Origin of the sequence: Paenarthrobacter sp. NPDC089322 (genome assembly GCF_040684895.1) — a bacterium.
GTDB lineage: Bacteria > Actinomycetota > Actinomycetes > Actinomycetales > Micrococcaceae > Arthrobacter.
In genome coordinates, this window is sequence record NZ_JBFBGW010000011.1 from 18,744 (window position 1) to 43,429 (window position 24,686).

The window sequence follows — 24,686 nt, forward strand, 5'->3', positions numbered from 1 at the left end:
GGACAGATTGAAGGATAGGTCGGTAGAAGTGAAGGAAGAACACGAGCAGGACCACACTGAGTCCGTACATGGCCGGGAAATCGTACGTTGGAACCCGCTCCGGACACTTTCGGACGGCTCCCAAGCCAGGGTGGATAATTTTGGTGACCTGCTGGGCCCGCTGATTGCCCAGCGTATCCTTTGGCAGAACAACATCAGCTCCGGCACTCCCGATGACAGGCGACTACTCACGGTCGGTTCCATCCTTCACTTCGCTCTTCCCAACGACGTCGTATGGGGCAGCGGCATCAATGGAAAAGTTCCTGGCCGAAAAGTCGGCTCGAACAGACTGGATGTGCGCCTGGTGCGTGGACCGCGGAGCAAGTCCCTCCTCCAAAGCATGGGCGCCAATGTGCCGCAATTATACGGAGACCCCGCCCTGCTGATTCCCACTCTTTTTCCCGAGGTAAGGGCTTGGACGGAACAAAAGACACGGGAGATTCTTGTAGTTCCAAACCTCAACGATCAGGATTTGTTCGACGACGGACTGCCCATTGTCAGCCCACGCAACGACGTATGGCTGGTGGTCCGCGCAATAGCCCAGAGTAGATTCGTTGTTGCCTCTTCATTACACGCGCTCATTCTTGCTGACGCGTTGGGAATTCCCAGCCGTGCTGTAAAGCCGGCAGCGGAGCACTACACCAAGTACATGGACTACTACGAAGGTACCGGACGAACCCGCGTTCAACTGGCCCGTAACTACTCCGAGGCCTTGGACCTCGGTCCCACCGCTACCGGGACATACGACATCGAAGGGATCTACGACTCGTTCCCCCTTGACCTCTGGCTCAAGAACTACGCGGTCAGAAGTCCACGGACCGCAGTACCGCCTGTGTCGGAGTTGAAGGACATCGAAAACAATATCGCTGACTGGGAGTCCTACAGCGGTGACTCTTCCGACTACGTACTCCCCGCGCTGCTGCGCCGAAGCCTCGGCGCAGTTGCCGGCACTTCCGCAGATGACGGCCCTCTCTCGGAAACAATCCGCTCCTTCATTCAGCGTATGCCGTTCGAGTCGCTCATCCCCAGGCTGAACGATGAGGAAAAGGAACTCCTCAGTGGCTTGGAAATTAAGCAAGGAGCACTACAGCAAGTAAGCAGCAGCTAAAGACCATCACGTGTTTGCAACCAGAATAGGTTGACTGGTTGTTCACGTAACCGGTCATTAGATCACGTCACATGCGACAACCCACGTAAACACGCCGTATTATCTGTTGACTTCGCTTCTAAAAAACAGATACAGCCTCCTCAACTGTATTGTTGCGTGAGAGACTTGACATATGAAGATACGTGAAATGTTACTGGGAACATGTATCGCGCTGTCCTCTGTAGCCTGCTTCGGGCTTAGTCCGGCGAACGCAGCCGTAGCTCCGGATTACTCGGGTGTCGGCTCAACCTCGATCGCTACTCCAACGCCTGGAGCACGTGCTATCTATGTCGATGACCAAGGCTCTGACGTTTGGGGAATGCAAGTTTCATGGGGCTACAAGGAATACAACCGTATTTCATGCCTGGACAACGGAATACTTCCCATAAATGATCCGACCTGTCCCGAACCCACAATCGACCGACCTCTTCGTACCGTTCAAGGCGCTGTCAAGATCGCCAAGCCCGGGGATGTCATCATCATCAGGGCCGGGACCTATGACGAAAAAGTTGGCTGGGCCGCCCGTCCGGGAAAGCCGGACGCGCCGATACGCATGCAGTCATATCCCCGCGAGACGGTACAGCTTAACGGCTACCTCAAGCTGTCCGGAACCGACTACTGGACCGTCCAGGGCATCAGGTTCGGATACAGCAGTACAAACACTACAGGGCAGGCCATTGTCAGCTTCTTTGGCGGGACAGGCTGGTCATTCATCAATAACGAAATCGCCGGGACCCGTGGAGTCGCGAACCTCCATGTGAGGGACAAAACGCCCGCCTCCACATCCGTGGAGAGCAAGATTGCAGCGGCGCCCCACAATTACGTCATTGGCGCCAACTGCATCCGACAAGCTGCCCGGACCGGAACGGCAGGCGAGATGCACAACATCTATCTCATGCCTACGATCTATTCGAGCGGTGGGCTCATCGAGAATAACCTCATCGGCGATTCGCCCCTGGGATCCGGAATCAAGGCTTCGGGTAGCCAGGATCCTGCCGGTGCACCCCGGAATGTCCTCATTAAGAACAACACCATCCTGTATGGCGCATCAGGAATCGTCATAGGTCAACAGGCCGAGCGAATTGAAACGGTGGGCAACCTCATCGCCAAGGGAGCAAATTCCGGACCATACGACGGCGGCGTCAAGACCTACGACTTGGTGGCAGCGAACCTGAATTCCGTGAAAGACACCCTTATCCAAGGGTATAAGTATCCGATCCGCCAACCATGGCAATCCCCCACGGTGCTGTACGAGCGTAGGAATGTGACTCCGACTGATGTCGCCTTGACTGGGTCATTGGACAACTGCTCTATCAAGGCCACTAATACAACAATCCGGGCCACCTACGGCCATTACTCCACCCGGTAATTTATCCGGAACCTGTACACCGCCCGTGTCTGACAAGAGAGACTCCTGGCAGACATGGGCACTGTTCTGCGTGCCAAGCGGCAAACAAAAACCCCTTGCATGACTAGCGCTTAAGCAGCCCGCGGGTGTCGATAACAGTCTTATCTGCCAGCTTCGGGGCCAGTTGCTTGAAAGGCTCGTGATCCACCAGAAGGACCACAACCGCCGAACGCGACAGAGCCTCGTCCGCTGCCACCAGCTCGACGTTGGAGTGGCCCGCAAGCTCCCTGGGCAGGGTTTCCACGTGTGGTTCCACGATGTTAATGCGATATGTCTGCAATTGCTTCGAGAGTTCGTCGGCAATTTCAACGGCAGGCGATTCACGCAAGTCGTCGATGTCTGCCTTGAAGGCGAGCCCGAAAACTGCAACTTCAGTTTCGGGGGAAAGGGATTCCAGCGAGGAGATAACTTTGTTGACGACCCATGCCGGCTTGGAGTCGTTGACCTCCCGGGCAGCACGGATCAATTGCGCTTCCTGCGGGGCGGCCGACACAATGAACCACGGATCGACAGCAATGCAGTGACCGCCAACGCCCGGCCCGGGGTTGAGGATGTTAACTCGCGGGTGGTGGTTCGCAAGCCTGATGAGCTCCCAGACGTCGATTCCGAGCTTGTCACTGATAACGGAGAGCTCATTGGCAAAAGCAATATTGACGTCCCGGTAGGAGTTCTCCACGAGCTTGGCCATCTCGGCCGTGACATCGTCGGTGATGAGGATTTCACCCTTGCAGAAGACGGCGTAGAGGTCCTTGGCCAAGGCTGCTGCTTCAGGCGTAATGCCACCGACGATCCGGTCGTTGGTGACAAGCTCAATCATGACCCGACCGGGGAGGACACGTTCCGGACAATGCGCGAAGTGTATGACCGGGGCCCCGTTGGCGCCGTCGAGCGAGAATTCGGGGCGGAGCGCCAAAAGGTAATCAGCCAGGTGTCGTGTAGCCCCTGGAGGGGAGGTGGATTCCAGGATGATCAGTTCCCCGCCCTGCAATTGCGGGGCGATGCCTCGTGCCGCGGACTCGATGTAGCTCAGATCGGCCGAGCGGTCCTCCTTGAAAGGGGTGGGCACGGCCACGATGTACGCCTGCGCCGAGGGCGTGTCCGTGGTGGCCTTGAGATGCCCTTGGCTGACGGCACCTGCCACATGCACGCTCAGATCGGGCTCAACGAAGGGAACTTCACCGCGGTTCACGGCATCAACGGTTTCTTGGTTTACGTCAACGCCAACTACACCAAAGCCATTAGTGGCAAGGATGGCGGCTGTAGGCAGGCCGATGTAGCCCAAACCGATGACGGCAACGGTCTCAATGGGGGACAATCTCAGAGCCTCTTTCAAACGGTTAGGTGTTCTTTGGGATCTCCAAAGAACTTGATTTCGCCAGACGATGCCAATTCTTCGTCTGTCAGATCCCAGGTGTGTCCGTCTGTCTGACGCATCTGGCAGAAGTTGAACCTGTCTGCGGCATATATGGTGCCGCCGGATGTCGTGACAGCCTTCAGGAAGGCTGTATCCTCGCCCCGGTTGAGGGGCTCGAAGGGATGATGCTCGAAAAGCTCCCGCCGGGCTGTGATCGTGGGTCCCATGACCATTCGGCTGTTCCTGTGCTCCATGTGCGGCATCCGCAGGACTGTGGCTCCACTCGCAACAAAGTGCATGTGGTGTGCGAGCTTCCCGACAACGTCCGCCTTGGAGTAATCGAGGGCATACAGGAGGTCCGCCAGGTAATTCGGGCCGTAGTAGTCGTCGTCGTCCATTTTGGTGAGGACTTCCCCTGAGGCGGCGCTGACGCAGCGGTTAAGGCACTCTCCCAGCGTGATCTCCCGTGGCGCGGACAGAACCGTGTAGCTTTGGACGCCATGCTTGGCCGCCAAAGCTTCCGCGAGCCCGTCTTCAATTTCAAACCCGTGCGTGAGCAATACAAGTTCAATGTCCACACCAACCTGGCTGCCCACGCTCGCAAAAACGTGTTCCAGTTGGTGGGGGCGGATAGTAGGAACAAGGGCACTTACGGAGGGGAATGCCACAGGGCGGCTACGTTCCGGGAGAACAGACGCCACGATCGTTTCAGCCCTGTGGGCGTAGGTGTTCTCGGCCCAAATACGCCTCTGACCCCGATGAACAACCCGATCATTGAGCTCAGGGCTTCGCGCCAGCATACGTATCTGGTGTTCGCCCTGCGCCCTCGAGCCGGCCACGAAGACCTCATCGGGTTCAAAGAATCGACCGATCGCCTCGCTGGGGGTCGACACGACAGGTGTGCCGGAAGCCGTTATTTCGAAAATCCGGCGCGCGCACATGCTTGGGGACTCGACCACTGAATTTACGTTTAGAAAGACTTTGTAGGCCCTGTAGGCCGTCAGCATCTGCCCGTAATCCAGGCTGCCGACGACGTTCTCGCTGAAGGGCACCGGGAATTGGTAGTTGGAGTCACCGCCCAGTTGGCGGGAGAAGATCTCAAGCTTGGGTCCGGACTGGCTGCCTGCGTCCCGTGCGGCCGTCAGCAGGAGGTCCATCTGTCGGCGTCGTTCCGGGTATTTGTGGGCAAAGTACATGCCGGCGAAAGCCACTCCCCGGGCATGGCGGCCTTGTCCGCTCCTCATGGGGTTATGAATGGCGGGTTGGGCTGCAAAAGGCAGGGCAGCTACCCGGTTATGTCCCAAATCGGCGACGTATGCAGGGATCTTGTCGGAGTCGCTTGTGAAGACAACGTCGAACTCCCCCGCGGCCGGAAGGAAGTCGTCATAGTGCGGAGGATCCTCCTTATTCCAGAACACAGTCGGAATGCCGTGGAAACGGCAGTATTCCATGAGCGCCAGGAACTCTTGCTTGGGGCCGGAAGTGCCCATCAACTGAAACTTCCAGGAACCTTTGTTGCCGTTCCACGCAGATTCCACGAAAAGGAAATCGATCCTTGTTGCCTCAAGTTGGGACCGCCAGTGCTCGCGGCGAAGTGGGACCAGATTCCATTCAAAGGCGAACGCCGCGGCGGAGAAGTCATCCAGGATGACGCCAACCGTGAGATCTGACCGCCGTGGTTCCCGGTCGGGCACCCGGTGGGGGGCAAAAGTCACCGGGCCACCCTGACCCGCCTTATTGGCAGGTGCTGCATTGCTTGCGGCGTTGATGCGACGATCGACCTTTTGCCTGCTCCGCCACTCATTGAGCTGAGTCAAGCCGCCCTGCCGAAAATGCCAGAAGGCCCGGCGGATATTTGAAATCACAGACATATCAGCGTCCTTCCGTTCGTCGACCGCTGGCTCGCTCCAGAACCTGTGTGGCGACAAGATTTGCGCGCGCCTCATTCCTGATGCGTGCCGCGCTGAAGTTGTTTCCCCTGGACAGGTTTGTCGAGAACTCCTGGTAGAGCCGGGTAGTTTCTTCCGGCGAACCGTCCATAATGAGTTCGCCTTTGTCCAACCAGATCACGCGGCTGCACATCGTGCGAATGGTTTCCAAACTGTGGCTGACGATGAAAACGCAGCCGGCCTGGGCCCGCAGTTCATCCATGCGGGCTTTGCTTCTGTTGCTGAATTGGGCATCACCTGTGTTGAGGGCTTCGTCTACCAACAGGATCTCAGGATTAACAGCTGCCGCGATGGCGAAACGAAGCCGGGATGCCATGCCGGAGGAATATGACTTCATCGGAAGGTAGATGGCGGACTCGAGCCCGGACAGCTCGACGATGCTGTCAAACTGGGCGTCGATCTGTGCCATGTCCATGCCCATGGCCAGGCAGCCAAGCACGACATTCTGGTCACCCGATAGATCAGGAACGAGCGCGGCATTTACTCCCAGCAAGATAGGAGTGCTGGAGGCATAGACGGCTCCTTCCGTTGGGGCTGCCTGCCCGCTGATGAGCTTCATCATTGTGCTCTTACCGGAGCCGTTGCGCCCGATGATACCCACGGACTCGCCGCGTTCCACCACCAAGGAAATCTCTTTCAGCGCATTGACCGAGACGAGATTCTGCATTCGGAAGAGCCTGCGGAGTTTCCCCTTCAGCCCCTTGCGTGCGGACACGGACCTTTCGTCCGACGAGGGAACCTTGTACGTCATTTTGACGCTGTCGATGACCACGCATGGCGGACCATCCAAGAAGACTGCCTGATCAATCACGTCCATAGGTCTCTTCACCCTTCCAGAAGAAGACGAACCCGACCATCAGCGCAGCCAGCGACACAACCGCCAGGCTTGCCCATGATTCCCACGACGGAATCGTGTTGTAGAGTACGCAGCTTCGAACAATATCGATGACGTTGAACAGCGGATTAAGTTTCAGTATGCCGAGCAGAGTCTGGTCGGAAACGAACCGTTCGTAAGAATAGAAGACTGCCGAACCATACATCCAGGCTCTCAGTGCAAAAGGAAGCAGGTGTGCGACGTCATTGACTTTGGAAATCGTTCGCGCCAAGATCATCCCGATTCCCAAGTTGAACAGGGATTGCAAGATGACCGCCGGCACAATCAACAACCACAACCAACTGATGGTCTCCGCCGGTGGCAGCACCACGATGATCAGGAGCATACCGAGGACGAGGGGCACTGCCGATAGGATCTCCCGGATGTTTGCACCCAGCGGGAGCGCTGCCCGAGGGAAGTTAAACGCCTGGACGACGGACTTCCCGTTTCGGATGGACCGTGCGCCTTCGTTGATGGACCCGGAACTGAACTGGAACAAGAAGATGCCGACAACAAGGTAGCCAACATAATTTTCAATGCCTCGGCTGGTTTGCAGCAGGATGCCGAAGATCAAATAGTACGTAAGGCCGTTGAAGACCGGGTTTAGCAACAACCAGGTGCTGCCGAGACGGTCCCGCCTCGTACCACTCTGGACCCGGGCCCGGGCATCGTAGAAAATAAACTGCCGAAAGTCCCAGAGCTGGACAAGGTAATCAAGGAAACCAGGCCTTGCGCCAACACGAGTCAGTTTGCGCATGTCCACCGACATCGGTTTGATTGCAGCCGGTTCCGGCAGAGCCTTCTTCGCAGACACTAGCTGAATCTCCTCTGTCGTTCGTTGGTCAGTGCTTGGTAGGCCCGGACGTAGGCAGCAGCATTGGCGTCCCATGTGCGCGTGGACAGCACAAGATCCCGACCTGCGATCCCCATGGCCGTCATCTGCGGAGGATCCGCCAGAAGCTGCGCCAAAGACCGGGCTAGTTCAGCCGGATCCTCCGGGCGTACCAGCAAGCCCGTTACCCCATGGTCCACAATCTCCGCCAGCGCGGGCAGGTCACTGGCGAGGACCGGCCTGGAACACGCCATGGCCTCTACCGGCTTCAATGGTGTCACAGAACGCGTCACACCAAGATTCTTACGCGGAACTACGAAGGCATCGAAAGCCGAATGGTAGGTTCGTGCCAGTGAAGCCGGCACCCGCCCCACGAATCTGATTCTGTTTCCGAGGCCCGTCTTGACCGCCTGATGCTGAAGCGCAGGCATCGAAGCGCCATCACCGACGATCAGCAGCTGAAGCCTGGGATGCTCCGGCGCCAGCACTTCAAAAGCGGCAATCAGATCGTCGAGGCCCTCGTAATCCACCAGGCTGCTTACGGTTCCCACGATCTGCGCATCGACATCCAGCCCAAGCTGGCGGCGCGCCTCGGCCACAGAAAGCGGAGCCTCCAGGTAACTTCCGCCGACGCCATTCGGAGCCAAAAGGATCCGCTCGGCAGGCACGCCGGCGGCCGCGATGTTGGCCTTCATGGCTTCGCCAAGGGTAAATACCAGGTCGGCAGACAGCATGGAATCCGATTCCCTGTCCTGGAAGAGCCGATACCGTTCGCTTGCTGTCGCTTCCGGGCCCCTGGTAGATGCCCACGTGTCGGCCAACTGTCCACGGACTTCATACACCCACGGAATACCAAGTGCCTGGGCAACTGCCCTCGCTACGATTGCGTTCGCGTAGTGGGTGGTGGTGTGGATGATGCTCGGCCTGAACTCCAGGGCGAGCTTGAGCAACTCCTCTGCCTGTTGCTGAAGGCGGCCGGAAGTGGTGGGCTCCATGCGGGGTGGCAGAAGCCTCTGATAGCGCACGTTGTCAACGACATCGACCAGGCCGGCTCCCAGCTTGCCCACGAGCACGGGGTAGCCCAGTCGGGTTACTGCCAACGTTTCCCACCCGGCGGCCTTCTGGGCGAGCAGGATTTCGTGCGACCGCCTTGCGTACCCGCTCTGGGTGTGCGGCAGTGAATTGGTCAAGAGGTGAAGAACCCGTTTGGGTTCGGGCACCATGGGAGTTGATGGCAAGGCGGGCATCCAGCCGTCGAGGACGGCCTGCTCGGACTGCAGTCGGCACAGTTGCACGCTGCCCCGCTTGTGTGAGCGGTCAGAGTCCTGTGCCAGCACGGCTATGGCCTCGGAAATTGCGCCGTCATACCAAAAACGACGCGCCATGGTGGCGGCGTTGCCACTGGTGCCCCGGGACATTGAAAGGAACCGGTCCGCGAGCGGGAGGTCGTTTGCTGCCATTGCAATCTCTGCAAATCTTGCGGCTTTCGCTGGCGCCACCTTGGAAGCAAGCGCAACGTTCAATCTGCGTTTCAGCCCAGAGGCGTTACCACTCATCAACTCGGCCAGGAGGACCGGCACTGCAACCGATGAAGCTGGTGCCACTTTTCTCACTCCGCGGGCGATCGGCGTCACCAACCGCGAGGGAAACCTTCGAGCCACCTGAATTGCGAACTGGGCAGGATCATCTGCCAGGTTCTCTCTGATGACACCGAAAACGAGCTTAAGGTTCCGTAGCGACATCACTTCTTGCGGCCCTTGCTGGCCAACAGATTCTGGATCAGTTCCATATAGCGTCGGGCAAGTATCCCGTAGTCGGCGTGTTCGCTCACCCATTCACGACTGACACTGGATCTCACAAGACGCTCGCGGTTTGCCGCTAGTTCCTTCCAAAGGGCAGCGAGAGCGTGCGGATCGCTGGGAACGATGTCACCCGCTTCGGCCTCGGCCACCACCCGGGCGGCTTCGCCCTTCACGACCGCGGTCACGTGACGCCCCAAGGCCAGGACTTCGTACGTCTTGGAAGGGATCGTAGTCTCGAAGGACTTCCAGTCATCGCGTAGGGACACTATGCAAGTATCGGCGGATGCGTAGCGGTCCAACACGTCCTGTCCGTGCAGCGGCGGATGGAATGTCACCGGAGCACCCAGCTCGCGGGCGAGTTTCTGTAGGAAGCGGGTGCGCGAACCGTAACCGACCAAGTGCAAATGCATGCCTTCACCAACTATTGCGCTTGCTCGGATCGCTGTCTCGAGCTTTTGGCTCTCCCCGTGGTTACCCAGATACAGCGCTTCGAAGATGCCGCGCTCGGACGGTGGCTGAGGAAGGACCGGGAGGGAATTGACGTTGAGACCATTCGAAATCGTCGCAACATTGGCTATTCCCCGGCCCCGAAGGACCTCGGCGAACCCTTCTGTGACAGTCACGACAAGATCGGCCCGACGTTGGACAAAGTCAGCGAAGAGCTCGAAACCGCTCTTGACCCGCCCTTGCACGAGCCTTGCATCCCTTGCGAGGTCAGGCCAGGCGTCGCGCATCTCCAAAATCAACGGCACGCGGCGAAGGCGTGACAGCACGTACCCCGAAGCCATGATCGGCAGGCTTGGAACGGTGACAATGACAACTTCGGGCCGACGGGTCATCAAACCGACGGGTACCGTCCACAACGCTGAGAAACATTGGTCGAGAAGCCGCCAGACATGAGCTTTCCCGTGGGGCAGGTAAGGGACCCTGCGGATTTCTTCGCCGTGCACGCCGGTCTGGGACCGGAAAGCCCGTCCGGCCAGCCCAGGCGGCAAGTCGCGGCGACCCGCTGGTGAATGCGCAACTGGCGCAACCACATCGATTTGCCAATCCTGTTTGCGGAACTCGTTGAGGAGCGCGCTCCAGCGCCGTTGGGGCGGGCTGTGTTCCGGCCAGTACGAATGGGTCAGGAGCGTAAGGCGGGGCTGAGGGCGCGACAGAAGAGTCTGCTGTTGATCACTCGACATCCTTCGCGAGCTACTTCACGGACCTGGTGGGGACCCTCATGCCCTTGGACCCGATGGCGCGGAAGTAAGCGAAGCCGGAGGCAATAAGAAACGCAACCATCAGAATCTGGACCACCAAAGGGCTTCCTGTCGCTGCCGACACGGCTGCCTGCACGGCATCTACGCGAGGCTGCTGCGTCGGTGTAGCCGAGGGCGTTGGAGCCGCGGGGACCACCGCGGCAGATTCCGTTGCGACGGGTGCCGGCTCAACCGGCACCTCCGCTACGTCAGGAATCTGAACAACCTGGGGAGGAGGATAGGCAGACGTTTCGGGAATCGCTACCTCGGGCGTGGCAACCGGAACCGGTTGGACGGGCCCCGCTGGTGCGATTGGCTCTGCGGGCGCGGGGGTCTCGATCGGAGCAGGTGGAGCTACTGGAGGCGCTGTTTCGATGGGAGCCGGTGGCGTCTCCGCTGGCGGGGTGGGCTCCAAGACGGGCGGGAGCGTGACGACGGGACCTGGCCAAGGACTGTGGGTTGGCTCGACCGGGGGTGCAACAGGGTCGGTTGAAGCATCGTCGGCAACGGCTGCCTGCAGGGGCAGCGTTGCTGTCGTCAGTGTCAGTACTGCGGCTGCAATGGCCGCGCGCAAGCGGTGGGCCTTGCGTGCCCTTGCGTTAGTACTCAAAGTTTTCGTGCCCCCAGTGGATGCCGCGAGACCCGACCAGGTTGCCTCGTGCCGCGTTCGGGTACCAGCATTACGACACAACCAAAAGTCAAGACAGTGGATGTTCACACCTAGCTTACTGGAACCGTATTTCAAACGTGTTGCAGCCCTGGCAACCCGACGTCACCAGGGAGTTGGGTCAAGGCGCACCCGCTCAGATTATCTGGACCTGCAGAGGCCCGCAGCCGCCTCAAGGGCTGCCATTTGGCCGTCCGGCGACCATGCCGATCATGCGGCACCGAAAACTGTGAAATTTCTTACATAACTCTGCGTTGAGCCCTTTGCGCACGCATCCTTGAAGATCCACGTAAGGGTTCGAGTGGGACCATGCAATAAATCTCTGTCAAGCTTTGTCGTGGTGCGACTGTCCCGGTTCGAAGACAGAGACCCTCCCAGAGCATTGACTCAGCCAACCCCAAGTCAAGGATCCGCAATGGCCGACGTAGGACCATCGGGCAAACGCCGTTCCGGCCAACGAGCCCTCATCTGGGCTCTGTCGCTTCTTGCCACTGTTTCCGTGATTGTCGCGGTCATTGTCTTCCCCAAAGCGGCACCGACGCAGCAACCAAGCCGAACAGCATCAAAACCCACCTATCCGATCAGCGGATTCTTTGTCACCGCCAGCGGAAGTGCCTCGACTAATAGGCAGAAGTTGGCCGATATCAAGGCAGTCGGCGGCGATACAGCGATAACGTTCGGCACCTTGGTAAGACCTGTTTCGAGGGATGAACTTCCCGTCGACTGCCTTATTGACGGGAAGAACTGCGCCGAAGCGGTTGCCGGTGATGCGACAGTAAAACGTTACTTCATCTACTCGGACGGGACCCATTGGGACGAGGCGGCACTAAAGTGCCCAAAGGACCGTACGCTCAAGAGCGACGGCAAGCTGTACACCGTATTTCTGCTTCCCACCCAGGGCACGGACTGCGTTTCGCCCAACGGCGAGTATGAGTTGGTGGTTGCCGGTGGCACCAGCGCGACGGCGGACGACCCTTCCGCCTCGCTGGCCGCAGCAGCAAGCGAGCTGGACATGAAGTTCTATATGGGCATGCCCGCGCCGGTTAAGAGGTCCGACCTCGACTACCTGCCCGACCTTTCATATCAGCGCACGCTTTCGCTGTTCACTGAGCGTTTTCTTCTGCATCAAGCGTCCGCGAATGACGTTGAAGGCCTGGCAGGCTTCTACCATCACGTCGAAATGCCCGTCAGCGATAGTCCGTTCTTCGATCCGATTTTGGCCCTTTACGAGATGCAGAACAAGGCAATACGCAAGGCCCTTCCCTCACGTTCCGCGATCGTAAGCCCTTACATCGAGTCGCGTGTGAACGCAGCAAACGTCAGCCCTGAGAATGCAAAGAACGGAATGCGAAAAATCGCACAAACGGCGAGCGGACTCGTCCTGAACATCGCGATACAGGACGGCATGGGAACAGGGAAAGGGGCGGCCTACTTCAAGAGCGACGCTGCCTCGTCAGTCGACCCCTTCGCGGCGTCAATCGTCGGCAACGGATCATGGGGCGACAAGTACGTAGCCCCGAACAGCGAATACTTCAGCGCGGCGGCGGCGGGAGTCTCTGGTACGGACGCTGTGCTGTGGGCAAACCTGGAAGGCATGGCCCCGGCGACCGACTCCAACCAATGTGGCGATAGCCTTCGAGGACAAACCACCCTGGCGAGGATGGACAGGCAGCTTCAGCAGATGGCAGTCGCAAGGAAAGTCATCTCCTTCATGTGGGACTCCTACTTCACCTGTGTAGGGACCGGGACACCCCTGAAGGTTCAGCTTGAATCCGGTTTCACATCACCAGTTATCACGGACACTGAATTTGATCCCGCCGCTGGTCAGGTCCTGATACGCGGCTTCAACCTGGTAGGGGGTACTGCGAAAATCAGGTGGACTTTGCGCAATGGAGAGGTTGAAGAGAAAAAGGCCGAGCCCAGCAGTTCAGACGTCGCTTACGGACAAGACAGGGACCTTCACCCGCGGTTGGAGATGATCAGCGTTGATGTCGGTGCGACGACTTTGGATCCCCGGGAGTATTACACCGTCCGCGTCACCAACGGCTGGGGAGTAGAGAACGAAATTCCGTATTCCGAGCGCGGCTGACCCCGCTTCCGGGGAAGCTTCGAAGAGCTTGCAGGACCCATTGATAGAATCAACACTGCTGATGCCGACACCAAGGAACACATGACGCTCCCGACTGATACCGAAACTGCCGAGACCGAGTCCCGTCCTCGACGTCAGAGGAGCCCCAAAAAGACCGCGCGAAATGTACTGATCGGCTTTGCGGCTGTAGTACTTATCGCAGGCCTCATTGGCGGCGCCTACCTCTACAATCTGGCGCAAACATTCAATTCGGGCACCACCAAGATTGAGACTGCCTTCCCGGAAGAATCAACAAGGCCACAGAAGACCGAACCCGCCAATGGTGCGCCCGCCCCGATGAATATCCTCGTGATGGGCAGTGACACCCGGGGCTCGGATGAACTTGACGTGGATACGGCAGCGGCCACTGACCAGCGTGCAGACACGCTGATGCTGGTACACATTCCTGCTGACAGGAAGAACGTCTACGCGGTCTCCCTTATGCGTGACCTGTGGGTCACCATCCCTGGAAAGGGCGAATCCAAGATCAATGGGGCCCTTGCCCTCGGCGGCGTTCCCCTTATGGTGCAAACAGTCGAGTCACTCTTCCAGCAGCGGATCGATCACGTGGCCATGGTGGATTTCGAGGGCTTCAAGGGCCTCACGGACGCTTTGGGCGGCGTCGAAGTAGACGTAAAGATTCCCTTCGCCCCTGCGTCGGGTCCGATGAAGGGGCACTACTACCCGGCCGGCAAGCAGACTCTGAACGGTGACGAAGCGCTTGCTTTTGTACGCGAACGCAAGTCTTTCAGTGATGGCGACTACCAACGCGTACGGAACCAGCAGGCCTACTTGAAGTCGATCATCAGCAAGACGATCGCCCGTGAAACCCTGACGAACCCCGTAACCGTTAACAGCATGGTGAGCGCAGTATCGCCGTTCGTCAGCGTCGACAAGAGCTTCGACGCCGCTGCCATCGGTAGCCTCGCTGTGGAACTCAGGGACATCAGGGCCACTGACACCGTAATGTTTACGTTGCCCACACTTGGAACCGGGACTTCGTTGGATGGCCAGTCGATTGTTGTTGCAGACACCGACGCCATTTCGGAAATTTCCTCCGCGCTTTCCAAGGACCAATTGGGAGCGTACGTGACAGCTCACAGCCTGGAAAAAGGCAACTAACGCGGGGTGCGGGCAGGCGCAGGTAAAGGAATCCGGATCACGCCCGCAGCTCAGCGTCACCGAAATGAAGAAAGCCCCCCGGGTGGCAGTGGAGATGTCTAGAAACCACTCCGCACACGGGAAGCCTTCGAGTGCAACACTACATCACATCCCGGTCGACAAGAATTGTGATGTCATATGGACGGCGTTTTGTCATATCGCACGTTCAAGACCTGGCTGAAAGTTCCGGAAAGGTATCTGGGATAGAATCCTCTCCGGGCTTGCTTTCGCAGCGAGCTCGAGACATTGGGGCTGAGTGGGCGCGCACCGCACTCAAATTGGGGAGGAATTATGCCTAAATACGTTATCAACGAGGGTCTGGAAACGGAAGAAGTGATCCTTGCGGCAAAGGCAACAGAAGGCAATATTCAATGGTGGTTCTATGACGAGACCAACCGTGCACAGGAAACGCGACTGAAGAGCCACGTTCAGTCGGTCCGCGAAATATCGTTCAGCTAGGACACTGACCATCAGCTGGACCTCCGAACAAAAATCCGTCCACACCCGGGTGGGTGGGGACGGATCTTGTGTGTGGATCTTCACCAGCAAGCCAGCGAAGAAAACCTACTATACCGGCTGGCGGGATATTCAAGCGCACTGGTCGGAAAGCCCGAATGCGCTTAGAGCTGCTAGTCCAGGAATCCCTTCATCCAGGCTTTGAGGTCTTCGCCGAACTCAGCACGCTCTGAAGCCAATGTGATGACGGCCTTCAGGTAGCTGAGCTTGTCGCCGGTGTCGTAACGCCTGCCTCGGAAGACCACGCCGTAAACGCCGGAACCCTCGCCTTCTGCCGTGGCAAGAGTTTGCAGCGCATCAGTGAGCTGTATTTCGCCGCCACGACCGGGTTCCGTCTTCTCAAGCACGTCAAACACCGCGGGGTGAAGCACGTACCTGCCTATGACTGCCAGGTTGGAGGGCGCTTCATCCACAGCAGGCTTTTCCACCAAGCTGTTGACGCGAACGTACGTTTCGCCATCCACAGCCGAAATATCCGCACAGCCGTAAGCGCTGATCTGCGAAGGTTCCACCTCGATCAAGGCAATGACCGACCCGCCTGTCGCAGCCTGGACCTCCATCATCGTGGTCAGGAGTTGGTCCCGTTCGTCGATCAGGTCGTCGCCCAGAAGCACCGCGAACGGCTCATCGCCTACGTGCTGACGTGCGCAAAGGACGGCGTGCCCCAGCCCTTTGGGCTCTCCCTGGCGCACGTAGTGAATCGGCCCCAGGCCAGAGGCATGTTGAACAGCGTCCAGCCGTGTCTGATCGCCTTTGAGTGCGAGGGTATGTTCCAGAGCAGGCGCCCGGTCGAAGTGGTCTTCGAGTGCTCGTTTGCTCCTTCCCGTGATCATCAGGATGTCGGTGAGGTTCGCACCAACGGCCTCCTCGACGACATATTGGATTGCCGGCGCATCCACCACAGGAAGCATTTCTTTTGGCATAGCCTTGGTGGCGGGAAGGAATCGAGTTCCCAACCCAGCGGCCGGAATTACCGCTTTTCGGACATTCTTCCCCTTGTTTGTCATGTACAAACACTATAAAGCCGCTGGAAAAATGCGAAATTTGATATAACCGTTCCACTTAGAGCATGCGCCGTTCAAGTGAACTCGTGCCAGTGCAACCCGTCAATCAGTAGGCGCGCGTCACCGTGGAGCGCCACCCTTATCGGGCAGCTCCTTTGCGGAAGACCGCAACTGCAGAGCGCCGGCCTGTCAGCTGTAGGCTTCCGGTATCGACGCACTACGGCGTCATGACTTCTGGGGGAATACCATGAACGCTGTTTCGGAAGGACCGCAAGCGCCTGGGGCGGTAAGAGCACGACGGCGGCATAGGGCAGCTGCGGGCTCGGTAACCGTCGGGTTGGCACTGGCTTTGATCTCGGCCACCACGGCGGCGCCGGCAAACGCGGACGTTGTTACGGGGAATATTTCCGTTGGCGCGTACCCTGATGACATCGCTGTGAATCCGGTGACGGATACAGCCTATGTATCGACCGCGGAGGGCGTGTATCGCGTTAGGGGTGCCGCCGGCAAGAGTGAATGGTGGAAGCCCACGGCGACGGACATCGCCGTGAACAGCGTGACCAACAGGGTCTACCTCAGTACCGAGGGCTCCATAGCCGCAGTGGACGAGGTGACTCAAAAGGTCACCTCAATTGGGGACGCCGCTCTCGAAAACCTGATAGTGAACGAGAAAACCAATAGGGTCTACGGCAGTGCAGGGAACCGTCTGACTATCATCGATGGTGCTTCCAATACGGCTACGTCAGTACCAACTTCCGGAGCGACGCAGGACATCGTGGTCAATGAAGTCACTGACAAGGTTTACGTTCTTTCCGCAGGAGCTATTTCCGTCTTTGATGGGAATGGCAAGGCAGTATCCACAGTGTCCATCGGCGAGGGAGGCTTTCTCGCCCTGACCGTGAATCCGGTCAAGAACAAGATCTACGCGATAACCGGGCCAGCACACGGATCAAGCCTGATCGCTATTAACGGAGCCAGTGACACGATCACCGGATCCCTTGCCGTCAACGGCTCCCTGAGGTCGCTGGTAGTCAATCCGACTACGGACAGGGTGTACGTCAATGTAGCTGGCACCACTGAAGGGCTTATCAAAGCCATCGACGGTACAACTATGACGAAAACTGCACAGATATTAACGCCAACGCATATTAAGAAGCTGGTTGTTAACCCCTCTAATAGCAAAGTTTATGCAGTGATGGATCGTCGCGGCATTACGATCTACGACGAAGAAAACAACAGCACAACCGCAGTTTCCACTCAACAAGACCCCGATGCAGTGGCCGTGAATCCCATCAATAACAAGGTTTACGTAGTCAACACCCTTCTCTTCACTCTGGGGGTCATCGATGGAAACGCGGAACGGCTCCGCAAGAACGACTTCAACGGGGATCGCAACTCCGACGTCCTGGCCCGGGACACCGCAGGCCTGCTGTGGCTTTACCCGGGCAATGGGTCAGGGGGGTGGTTGCCCCGCCTCCAAGTGGGACAAGGTTGGAACGTCATGACGGCCCTTGTGGCCCCTGGTGATTTCAATGGCGACGGAAACAGTGACGTGCTGGCCCGTGACGGACACGGGCTCCTCTGGCTGTATCCCGGAAACGGCGCTGGCGGCTGGAAGCCACGCGTGCAGGTCGGGACCGGCTGGCAGGGCATGACCGCGATCGAGCCCATCGATATGGAGATGGATGGAGTCGCAGACCTCGCTGCCCGGGACAGTCGCGGCACCTTGTGGGCATATCGCGGCGACGGCAAGGGCGGCTGGAAGATCGCATCGGGAATCGGTACTGGCTGGAACGGACTCAGTGAAATTACCGGGGTTGGAGACTTCAACGGAGACGGATCAACTGATCTCGTGGCCCGAGACGGGGCAGGGACGCTTTTGCTTTACCCACCTACCGGATTTGGTGGCTGGTTGCCCCGGCAGGTCATAGGGCAGGGCTGGAGCTCAATGAACTCCCTCGTGGGCCCGGAAGACTTCAATGGAGACGGAAGGGCAGACATTCTTGCCCGCAACGCTGCGGGTGAGCTCTGGCTCTACGCAGGCCAGGGAGCATCGGCCTGGCCCACAGCGACGAGAGTTGGCACGGGTTGGAACGTGATGACCGCAATTCTCTGAGGGCCTGAGGTGGTCGAGCCAGTAGGCTAGTCGGCGCTCTCCGTAGCCTGCAGTGCCGGGAGCAACAGTGTAAACGTGCTCCCCTGTCCCGGCTTGCTGCTGCAGGTGATATGGCCTCCGTGCCGCTCCACGATCGACTTGGTGATGGACAATCCAAGTCCGACGCCGGGTATCGCCGCCTGCCGGGCAGCGCCAGTCCGGAAGAACCGAGTGAAAATCTTGGCCGTCTCCTCGGCCGTCATACCGATGCCGGTGTCCTGGACTTCGAGACGGATCCATCCATTGTTCCTAGCCGCCCGCACCATCACCCGCCCGCCACCCGGCGAGTACTTGATGGCATTGGACACGAGGTTATCCAGGGCCTGCCCCAGCCTCAAAGGATCGGCCTCTGCCCACAGCGGCGACGGCACATCGGCAACGAGGCCAACATTGGCGACGTCGGCCTGCGCATGGGCGGAGACCAAGCTGTTCTCGACCAAACCCGCCACATCGGTACGCCGAAGGTGGATACTGTCCACAGCAGCTGCTGAAGAGAGTAAGTCATCCATCAGTGCCCGGAGTCGCTCGGCGTTGCGCTCTGCGACTTCCAAACGACTCCGCAGTCCCGGGGGGACTTCCTGCGAGCCGCGGAGCGCCAAGTCCAAGTTCCCCAGGATCGAGGTCAACGGCGATCCGAATTCATGCGAGACGTTGGCAACCAGCTCGTCTTTGGCTGCAAGGGCCTCAACGACGTCGGTCACGTCCCGGAAGACGATGACCGCTCCGCCGAAGGCGCCGTCCGCGTCGTTCCTCATGGAGCTCGCCGCCGTCGAAATTGCCCTCTGTCCCGTCTCGGCACCTAACCAGACAAGATAATCGGAGAAAGTTTCGCCATTTATGGCCCTCTGAAGAGGGCTCTTTTCATCAGAAAGCGGAGTGTGCCGGTCCTGCCCGAAAAGCAGGTTCCCTTCGCTCAGTCGCAGAAATTCTTTCTGCTGACTATTAGTGAGGAGGTTTTCGCCGCTGGAGTCCACGGCCACAATTCCGACGTCGATCGTGTCCAGGATTGTTTCGAGCAGCTTTTCCCGATCTCTACTGGCGGCCAGCAATTGCCGCAAGGCCTGGTCGCGTTGCCTGACCCGTGCTTGCTGGATCCTGCCGCTGGAGCTGGCCAAGCGGATGGCAACGGCCACAACCAACATGGCGATGGGTGAAATGGCTACGGCGAAAATATCGGAAGAATTAGGGTTCGGAAAATGCACGAGGAACGGCGGAAAGGCGATGAAAAGCGGACCAACAAAGCTCAGGATCAGGCTGGCCCTGGGAAGCAGGTTTGAGGCCGACAACCAGATGACGGGAAAGAGTGCGATGATGCCAAGGCCCGGCAGCACGTCGTAAGCTCCGGTCCTCAGAAAGGCGAGCGCCACCAGGTCCAGGATCGGGATTGCCATGGTTGCGTTAGGTGCCAAACGCTCCCAAGGGACCAGGAAGCAACTCAGGAAAAGAAGCCCGTGGAGAAGGACGCCCGTGAGGAACAACCAATTCTGGACCAGCGCCGGCCACACAGCCGGTGCGGCAACCGCTACGGCTGCCACAACCAGGGCCAGCGGCAATTCACAAACAGCCACCCGGACCCTGGGCTGCAGTTTCCGGAAGAAACGGGCTGCTGTGCGAATGAAAGCCTGCTCGCTCAAGTCTGCATCCCTTCGTTGGCAATTCCCGGATCAATTGCTCTTTCGCACCGTTCCGATAGCAATGTCACGTATTTGACACCGCCTGTCTAGTCACGGGGCATGGGTGTCAAACACAATGTACTCGGACGCTGACAGGAAGCATCCTCCACATATTAGGTGCGATTTGACTTCGAAGCTTGTAAGGTACGTATTGAGGTGACGCTTACCGCATTGCGCTGGGCCTTGCGGCAATGCGCGCCGACTCGAGGATATCAATGAGCGAGCCTGGGGTTGCTGTTGTCATTGAGGATGACGAGGACGTCCGGAACCTGGTTGGTGCCATCCTGACGGAGGCCGGCTTTGAGGTGCACTCAGCCGCAACCGGACGTGAAGGTGTGGAAGTAGTCCGACACCACGAAACAGTGGCGGTCACACTGGATGTTGGACTTCCGGATATGGACGGCCATGAGGTCCTTAGGCGAATCCGCCAATTTAGTGACGCCTACGTGGTCATGCTGACCGCGAGACGAGACGAGCCGGACACTCTGACGGCATTCCTGACGGGCGCCGACGACTACGTTAAGAAGCCATTCCTCCCCCGGGAATTGCGCGCACGGGTCACGGCCATGATGCGTAGGCCCCGTTCCTGGGCAATGGCCTCGGCCGAGGAGTTGAGCGGCGCGGTTCCATCCGGTTCTCTTGGGCGGAACGAAGCCCTGATCGAGCACAACGGCCTTACGGTGAACTACAAGGCGCGATCGGTCGCACTCAGTGGTGTTCCTCTGCCCCTGACCAGGAGCGAGTTCGACCTGCTGCTCGATTTACTAAAGAACCCGGGGGAAGTACGCACGCGCGCTGACCTTGTTCGTGCTGCACGCGGTGATTACTACGACGATGACGCCTATATCAGCGAAGCAGACGAACGGGCTGTTGAGACCCATATCGGTAACCTTCGCCGGAAGCTCCGTGAAGATCCGCAGTCACCACGTTTCCTGCAAACAGTGCGAGGGGTTGGATACCGGCTCGCCCCGAAGCAACCAGACGGAACAATCAACTGAATTTATAGGTTCCTGAGTACGTAGCTGTCCATCAACTCCTGGACGGTGCGGTCGCCGCATTCGGCAACATCCGCGAGGAGCGGCTGGACCTCTCCCATGTCGCCGTTCCGTATGTATTCTTCCAATTGCTCTGCAAGAATAGCCAACCGGACGCCGCCAACCATGGTGGACGACGTCCGCAGGCTCAAAATAGCGTCCAAAGCAGCAGTGGAGTCTCCGCCTTCCACAGCGGCCTCGAGGATCCCAAGACGTACACTCCAAAGTTTGGCGAAGTCGCCGGCAAATGTCCGCGCAGTCAAGGGGTTGTCAACTTGATCCTCCAGGAACTGGAATTCCGCGAGGTCGAGTATTGGATGCATTGCCATGCGGGCACCCCGTAGTGCGCTCGGGTTGGACGCCACGGCAACGGGAACGGGGTCCGGCTCCTCATTGACGTCTATGAATTCTGAACTGAACATAGCTTGATGCTACTTTCAAAGTGGCGGATAAAACGGTTCCTGCGCTGATCTTGAGGGAAACTTAGTCCTTTCTTGTTGAGCGTCCGCTGGCACTGGCTGAAAGTTGATTTATGCGCCTAGCCACCGCTCAAAGTGACGATGGTATTGATAACCGCCGGACCAAGGATGGCAATAAACAAGACCGGAAAAATGAAGAACAAAAGCGGGAACAGAATTGTTACCGGAAGTTTCATGGCCTTCTCTTCAGCCCGTTGCCGGCGTTTCACGCGCATGACTTTTGCTTGGACCTTCAAGACGCGGCTAATGGCAATTCCGTAAGTATCAGCTTGGATTACCGCCTGCACGAAGCTGCGGAGCTCAGGGATGTTGGTACGTTGCGCCAACGCTAAATAGGACTCGCGACGGCTCCGCCCCACCTGCATGTCTTGCAGCGTTCGCACCAGTTCCTCCGCCAGCGGGCCCTTTCCGTTCTCCCCCGCCCGCGCCATGGCGCCTTCGAAGCCAAGCCCCGCCTCAACCGAAATCAGCATCTGGTCCATGGTGTTCGCGAGTTCCAACTGTATGGTCTTCTGCCTTTCCTGGCCCTTGCTGTAAAGCAGCAGGTCCGGGATGAAGTAGCCGAGCAAAACCACGAAAATCCCCACGAGCTTCATGATCCCGTTCGAGCTGTTGGTGCTGATGTACAGGCCCAAGAGCGCGCCGCAGAATCCAAGCGCCGGCTTCGCTGCAAGGACACGGCCGAGAGGCAGCGATGGAGGACGCCCGGCGAGCGAAAGCAACCTATCGAGCTTCTGGACATAGCTCCCTGGAGTCAGCCGATACCCGAGCTTTTCCAGCATTCCGGCTTGTCTTTGCTCCTCGGCTTCCGTGACGGCGTGTCCCCGGGACAGAAGCTCACGGACAGCGCGCGGGGTCTTCCGGTCTACCGAAAGGAAAGACCAGGCAAAGTAGCCAAGCGGCAGGGGCACCAACAGCAAGGAAAGCGCCAAGAGAGGGTTCACGGTTCCCGCCTCAAAACTTCAGGTCAATGATCTTGCGCATCCAAAGACCACCAATGGTCATGAGGATTGCTGAGCCTGCAATCATTCCCCACCCGAGGGGATGCGTGAACATGACATTCATGTACCCGGGGTTGACGAGCATGAGCATGATGACAATTCCAAAAGGAAGTGCCATCAGGATGTAGGCCGAGAACTTTCCTTCAGCAGCCAAGGATTTGATGTGTCCCTTGATTTCGCTGCGTTCGCGGATGGTTTCGTTCACCTGATCCAGCACTTCCGCCAGGTTTCCTCCCACTTCACGGTTGATTTGGATCGCTTGGGCTATCCAGACAAAATCTTCGCTGCGCATTCTCTCGGCCGTATCGTTCAAGGATTCCTGCAGGTCGCGCCCCAGGCTCGTCTCCGTGATGATTCGGCGCATTTCCTCGGCAGTGGGACTGGCGGACTCCACAGCTGCGGCGTCGATGGCGCGCAGGATACTGTGGCCGGCGCGTAAGCCTCCGGAGAGCAGTTGGAGTGTGTCCCCAAGCTGATCATCGAATCTTTCACGCCGTTTGCCGGCCCGTATCCTGAGGACAAGTCCGGCGATCACCGGGGCCAGGAGGGCAAACAGGACGGCGACGAGGACCCCGCCCACGATCAGCCCGATCAAGGCCCCGACTATCGCACCGGCGATCACCAGGACAATGAAATCGGCCTGACTCATGCGCAAGCCAGCGTTCTCAAGTTGTTCGCGGTTGAAGAGCTGCACATTGCGTCGGGCCAGGACCCCATGGAGGGCATCTGTCGTCGAGCCTGTAAAGCGGGTCAACTGCGAACCCGCGCCCACCTGGTACGGCCGTCTCCGGTCCAAGGGAACGTCAGGTGTTCTTGGCAGGATGACCGCTACCCCGAAGACCACAATCGCCAAAAGCATCAAGGCCATTCCAATCAGCAGCATCATGACTTCCCTGCGGTTGTTGGGTTTGCCAGGGGCGCCGAGAACAGCTCAGGCGGAACATGGATGCCCACGTCTTCGAAGCGGTCAATGAACCGCGGGCGGATCCCGGTTGAGACCGGCCTCCCCAGGAACACCCCGCGTGCGTCAACCCCGGCCGAATAATCGAAGACAAACGCATCCTGAAGAGTGACGATGTCCCCCTCCATGCCTTGGACCTCAGTCACATGCGTGATCCGACGCGTTCCATCGCGCAAACGCGAGATTTGAATGATCAGATTTACTGCGGAGGCAATTTGCTCTCGAATCGCCCTCAGCGGCAAGTCCATGCCGGCCATGAGTACCAAGGTCTCAAGGCGGGCGATGGCATCGCGCGGTGAATTCGAGTGCACGGTGGAGAGGGAGCCGTCATGGCCGGTGTTCATGGCTTGCAGCATGTCCAGCGACTCCCCACCGCGGACCTCGCCGACCACGATCCTGTCAGGTCGCATACGAAGAGAGTTCCGAAGCAACTCCCGGATCGTCACTTCCCCTTTGCCCTCCGTGTTCGGGGGCCGGCTTTCCAACCGGACCACGTGTTGCTGCTGGATCTGCAGCTCCACCGCGTCCTCAATGGTGACGATGCGGTTGTCCTCGGGGATGAACGACGACAAGACATTCAGCAGAGTGGTTTTGCCGGTTCCCGTGCCCCCGGAAACGATGATATTCAGCTTCGCCTTCACGCAGGCATTGAGGAGCTCGGCGATTTCAGGGGTCATGGTGCCGAAGTCGATGAGGTTCCTGATGGTCAACGGCACTTTGCTGAATTTCCTGATGGTCAGCGACGATCCGCCGACGGCGAGTGGCGGGATGACGGCGTTGACGCGGGAGCCGTCCTCCAGGCGCGCGTCGACCAGCGGGGATGATTCGTCGATTCGACGCCCCACTTTGGAGACGATGCGTTCGATGACCCTCCTCAGGTGCTCCTCCGAGCTGAAGCCGGAATCCGTGAGGACCAGCTTTCCCCGCCGTTCAACGTAGATCTGGTCCATCCGGTTGACCATGATTTCCGTAACTTCTGCGTCGTCCAGCAGCCGCTGCAACGGCCCGTAGCCCAGCACGTCGTCCGCCACATCCGCTACCAGCCGGCTGCGTTCCTCAGGCGACAGGGGGACCTGTTCTGCATCGATGATCCGTATGAGTTCTTCCCGGGCAGCGGTCCGCAGCTCCTGTTCACTCATCGAAGAATCGTTGAACCGTCCACCCAGCCGCTCGAACAACGCCGTCGCGGCTCGCTTCTTCATGGCAGCGAAGGCGTCAACCGGCTGCTGGGTTCGAGGCCTGGGCGGGTCCGCGTGAA

General features: G+C 58.6%; 20 protein-coding genes. 7 read left to right on the forward strand and 13 right to left on the reverse strand.

From position 1 onward, the window contains the following. Nucleotides 1–28: 28 nt before the first annotated feature. Together AB0N65_RS12455 and AB0N65_RS12460 are read left to right on the forward strand one after the other, a co-directional pair. A complete protein-coding gene (locus AB0N65_RS12455; protein WP_364161628.1) occupies nucleotides 29–1,147 on the forward strand; it encodes a polysaccharide pyruvyl transferase family protein in 1,119 nt (372 codons plus the stop codon). A 358-nt stretch (nucleotides 1,148–1,505) separates the two neighbouring features. Beyond that, nucleotides 1,506–2,555 (forward strand): hypothetical protein, encoded by a 1,050-nt coding sequence (locus AB0N65_RS12460; protein WP_364161631.1) that lies wholly within the window; start codon nucleotides 1,506–1,508, stop codon nucleotides 2,553–2,555. Nucleotides 2,556–2,658: 103 nt separating this feature from the next. Here AB0N65_RS12460 and wecC read toward each other — a convergent pair whose 3' ends face one another. The 7 genes from wecC to AB0N65_RS12495 form a co-directional block, all read right to left on the reverse strand. Next, complete coding sequence (gene wecC / locus AB0N65_RS12465) at nucleotides 2,659–3,909, reverse strand: UDP-N-acetyl-D-mannosamine dehydrogenase (protein WP_364161634.1); 1,251 nt, start codon at nucleotides 3,907–3,909, stop codon at nucleotides 2,659–2,661. Nucleotides 3,910–3,923: 14 nt separating this feature from the next. Next, nucleotides 3,924–5,819 (reverse strand): glycosyltransferase, encoded by a 1,896-nt coding sequence (locus tag AB0N65_RS12470; protein ID WP_364161637.1) that lies wholly within the window; start codon nucleotides 5,817–5,819, stop codon nucleotides 3,924–3,926. 1 nt (nucleotide 5,820) lies between these two features. After that, nucleotides 5,821–6,714: an ATP-binding cassette domain-containing protein gene (locus tag AB0N65_RS12475; RefSeq protein WP_364161640.1), complete on the reverse strand. Its 894-nt coding sequence runs from the start codon at nucleotides 6,712–6,714 to the stop codon at nucleotides 5,821–5,823. Further along, nucleotides 6,701–7,585, reverse strand: coding sequence for an ABC transporter permease (locus AB0N65_RS12480; RefSeq protein ID WP_364161643.1), 885 nt, complete (start codon nucleotides 7,583–7,585; stop codon nucleotides 6,701–6,703). Before AB0N65_RS12480 ends, AB0N65_RS12475 begins: the two co-directional genes overlap by 14 nt. Then, complete coding sequence (locus tag AB0N65_RS12485) at nucleotides 7,585–9,063, reverse strand: glycosyltransferase family 4 protein (protein ID WP_364161646.1); 1,479 nt, start codon at nucleotides 9,061–9,063, stop codon at nucleotides 7,585–7,587. Before AB0N65_RS12485 ends, AB0N65_RS12480 begins: the two co-directional genes overlap by 1 nt. Nucleotides 9,064–9,344: 281 nt before the next feature. Further along, nucleotides 9,345–10,592: a glycosyltransferase family 4 protein gene (locus AB0N65_RS12490; protein ID WP_364161649.1), complete on the reverse strand. Its 1,248-nt coding sequence runs from the start codon at nucleotides 10,590–10,592 to the stop codon at nucleotides 9,345–9,347. Nucleotides 10,593–10,602: 10 nt separating this feature from the next. Continuing rightward, a complete protein-coding gene (locus AB0N65_RS12495) occupies nucleotides 10,603–11,259 on the reverse strand; it encodes a hypothetical protein (RefSeq protein ID WP_364161652.1) in 657 nt (218 codons plus the stop codon). Nucleotides 11,260–11,731: 472 nt separating this feature from the next. Here AB0N65_RS12495 and AB0N65_RS12500 point away from each other — a divergent pair, with 472 nt between their 5' ends. The 3 genes from AB0N65_RS12500 (at nucleotide 11,732) to AB0N65_RS12510 (ending at nucleotide 15,064) form a co-directional block, all read left to right on the forward strand. Next, nucleotides 11,732–13,405, forward strand: coding sequence for a hypothetical protein (locus AB0N65_RS12500; RefSeq protein WP_364161655.1), 1,674 nt, complete (start codon nucleotides 11,732–11,734; stop codon nucleotides 13,403–13,405). An 81-nt stretch (nucleotides 13,406–13,486) separates the two neighbouring features. Continuing rightward, the gene (locus AB0N65_RS12505; protein ID WP_364161657.1) at nucleotides 13,487–14,566 is read left to right on the forward strand and encodes an LCP family protein; all 1,080 of its coding nucleotides are present in this window, start codon (nucleotides 13,487–13,489) and stop codon (nucleotides 14,564–14,566) included. Between the two features lie 330 nt (nucleotides 14,567–14,896). Continuing rightward, the gene (locus tag AB0N65_RS12510) at nucleotides 14,897–15,064 is read left to right on the forward strand and encodes a hypothetical protein (protein ID WP_364161659.1); all 168 of its coding nucleotides are present in this window, start codon (nucleotides 14,897–14,899) and stop codon (nucleotides 15,062–15,064) included. Nucleotides 15,065–15,234: 170 nt separating this feature from the next. Here AB0N65_RS12510 and galU read toward each other — a convergent pair whose 3' ends face one another. Continuing rightward, nucleotides 15,235–16,128, reverse strand: coding sequence for a UTP--glucose-1-phosphate uridylyltransferase GalU (gene galU / locus AB0N65_RS12515; protein WP_364161661.1), 894 nt, complete (start codon nucleotides 16,126–16,128; stop codon nucleotides 15,235–15,237). 244 nt (nucleotides 16,129–16,372) lie between these two features. Between galU and AB0N65_RS12520 the strand changes: the two genes are divergently transcribed. Then, nucleotides 16,373–18,241: an FG-GAP-like repeat-containing protein gene (locus AB0N65_RS12520; protein WP_364161664.1), complete on the forward strand. Its 1,869-nt coding sequence runs from the start codon at nucleotides 16,373–16,375 to the stop codon at nucleotides 18,239–18,241. A 26-nt stretch (nucleotides 18,242–18,267) separates the two neighbouring features. Here AB0N65_RS12520 and AB0N65_RS12525 read toward each other — a convergent pair whose 3' ends face one another. Beyond that, nucleotides 18,268–19,914, reverse strand: coding sequence for an ATP-binding protein (locus AB0N65_RS12525; protein WP_364161667.1), 1,647 nt, complete (start codon nucleotides 19,912–19,914; stop codon nucleotides 18,268–18,270). 254 nt (nucleotides 19,915–20,168) lie between these two features. On the opposite strand from AB0N65_RS12525, the gene AB0N65_RS12530 reads away from it, so the two are divergent. Continuing rightward, complete coding sequence (locus AB0N65_RS12530) at nucleotides 20,169–20,951, forward strand: response regulator transcription factor (RefSeq protein WP_364161670.1); 783 nt, start codon at nucleotides 20,169–20,171, stop codon at nucleotides 20,949–20,951. Between the two features lie 2 nt (nucleotides 20,952–20,953). On the opposite strand, the gene AB0N65_RS12535 is transcribed toward AB0N65_RS12530, so the two are convergent. The 4 genes from AB0N65_RS12535 to AB0N65_RS12550 form a co-directional block, all read right to left on the reverse strand. After that, entirely contained in the window at nucleotides 20,954–21,409 is a 456-nt protein-coding gene (locus AB0N65_RS12535; protein WP_364161673.1) for an Hpt domain-containing protein, read from the reverse strand. 116 nt (nucleotides 21,410–21,525) lie between these two features. Further along, nucleotides 21,526–22,410 carry a type II secretion system F family protein gene (locus AB0N65_RS12540; protein WP_364161676.1) on the reverse strand — a complete coding sequence of 295 codons (885 nt, stop codon included), beginning with the start codon at nucleotides 22,408–22,410 and terminating at the stop codon, nucleotides 21,526–21,528. A gap of 10 nt (nucleotides 22,411–22,420) precedes the next feature. Next, entirely contained in the window at nucleotides 22,421–23,353 is a 933-nt protein-coding gene (locus AB0N65_RS12545) for a type II secretion system F family protein (protein WP_364161679.1), read from the reverse strand. Next, entirely contained in the window at nucleotides 23,350–24,630 is a 1,281-nt protein-coding gene (locus AB0N65_RS12550; protein WP_364161900.1) for a CpaF family protein, read from the reverse strand. Before AB0N65_RS12550 ends, AB0N65_RS12545 begins: the two co-directional genes overlap by 4 nt. Between the last annotated feature and the right edge of the window lie 56 nt (nucleotides 24,631–24,686).

Coding starts and splice junctions, on each gene's coding strand:
- AB0N65_RS12460 (WP_364161631.1), top strand. CDS start 1,506: ATGCAAGTTTCATGGGGCTACAAGGAATACAACCGTATTTCATGCCTG.
- AB0N65_RS12470 (WP_364161637.1), bottom strand. CDS start 5,819: ATGTCTGTGATTTCAAATATCCGCCGGGCCTTCTGGCATTTTCGGCAG.
- galU (WP_364161661.1), bottom strand. CDS start 16,128: ATGACAAACAAGGGGAAGAATGTCCGAAAAGCGGTAATTCCGGCCGCT.
- AB0N65_RS12490 (WP_364161649.1), bottom strand. CDS start 10,592: ATGTCGAGTGATCAACAGCAGACTCTTCTGTCGCGCCCTCAGCCCCGC.
- AB0N65_RS12530 (WP_364161670.1), top strand. CDS start 20,169: ATGAGCGAGCCTGGGGTTGCTGTTGTCATTGAGGATGACGAGGACGTC.
- AB0N65_RS12550 (WP_364161900.1), bottom strand. CDS start 24,630: ATGAAGAAGCGAGCCGCGACGGCGTTGTTCGAGCGGCTGGGTGGACGG.
- AB0N65_RS12535 (WP_364161673.1), bottom strand. CDS start 21,409: ATGTTCAGTTCAGAATTCATAGACGTCAATGAGGAGCCGGACCCCGTT.
- AB0N65_RS12520 (WP_364161664.1), top strand. CDS start 16,373: ATGAACGCTGTTTCGGAAGGACCGCAAGCGCCTGGGGCGGTAAGAGCA.
- AB0N65_RS12505 (WP_364161657.1), top strand. CDS start 13,487: ATGACGCTCCCGACTGATACCGAAACTGCCGAGACCGAGTCCCGTCCT.
- AB0N65_RS12475 (WP_364161640.1), bottom strand. CDS start 6,714: ATGGACGTGATTGATCAGGCAGTCTTCTTGGATGGTCCGCCATGCGTG.
- AB0N65_RS12545 (WP_364161679.1), bottom strand. CDS start 23,353: ATGATGCTGCTGATTGGAATGGCCTTGATGCTTTTGGCGATTGTGGTC.
- AB0N65_RS12510 (WP_364161659.1), top strand. CDS start 14,897: ATGCCTAAATACGTTATCAACGAGGGTCTGGAAACGGAAGAAGTGATC.
- AB0N65_RS12485 (WP_364161646.1), bottom strand. CDS start 9,063: ATGGCAGCAAACGACCTCCCGCTCGCGGACCGGTTCCTTTCAATGTCC.
- AB0N65_RS12500 (WP_364161655.1), top strand. CDS start 11,732: ATGGCCGACGTAGGACCATCGGGCAAACGCCGTTCCGGCCAACGAGCC.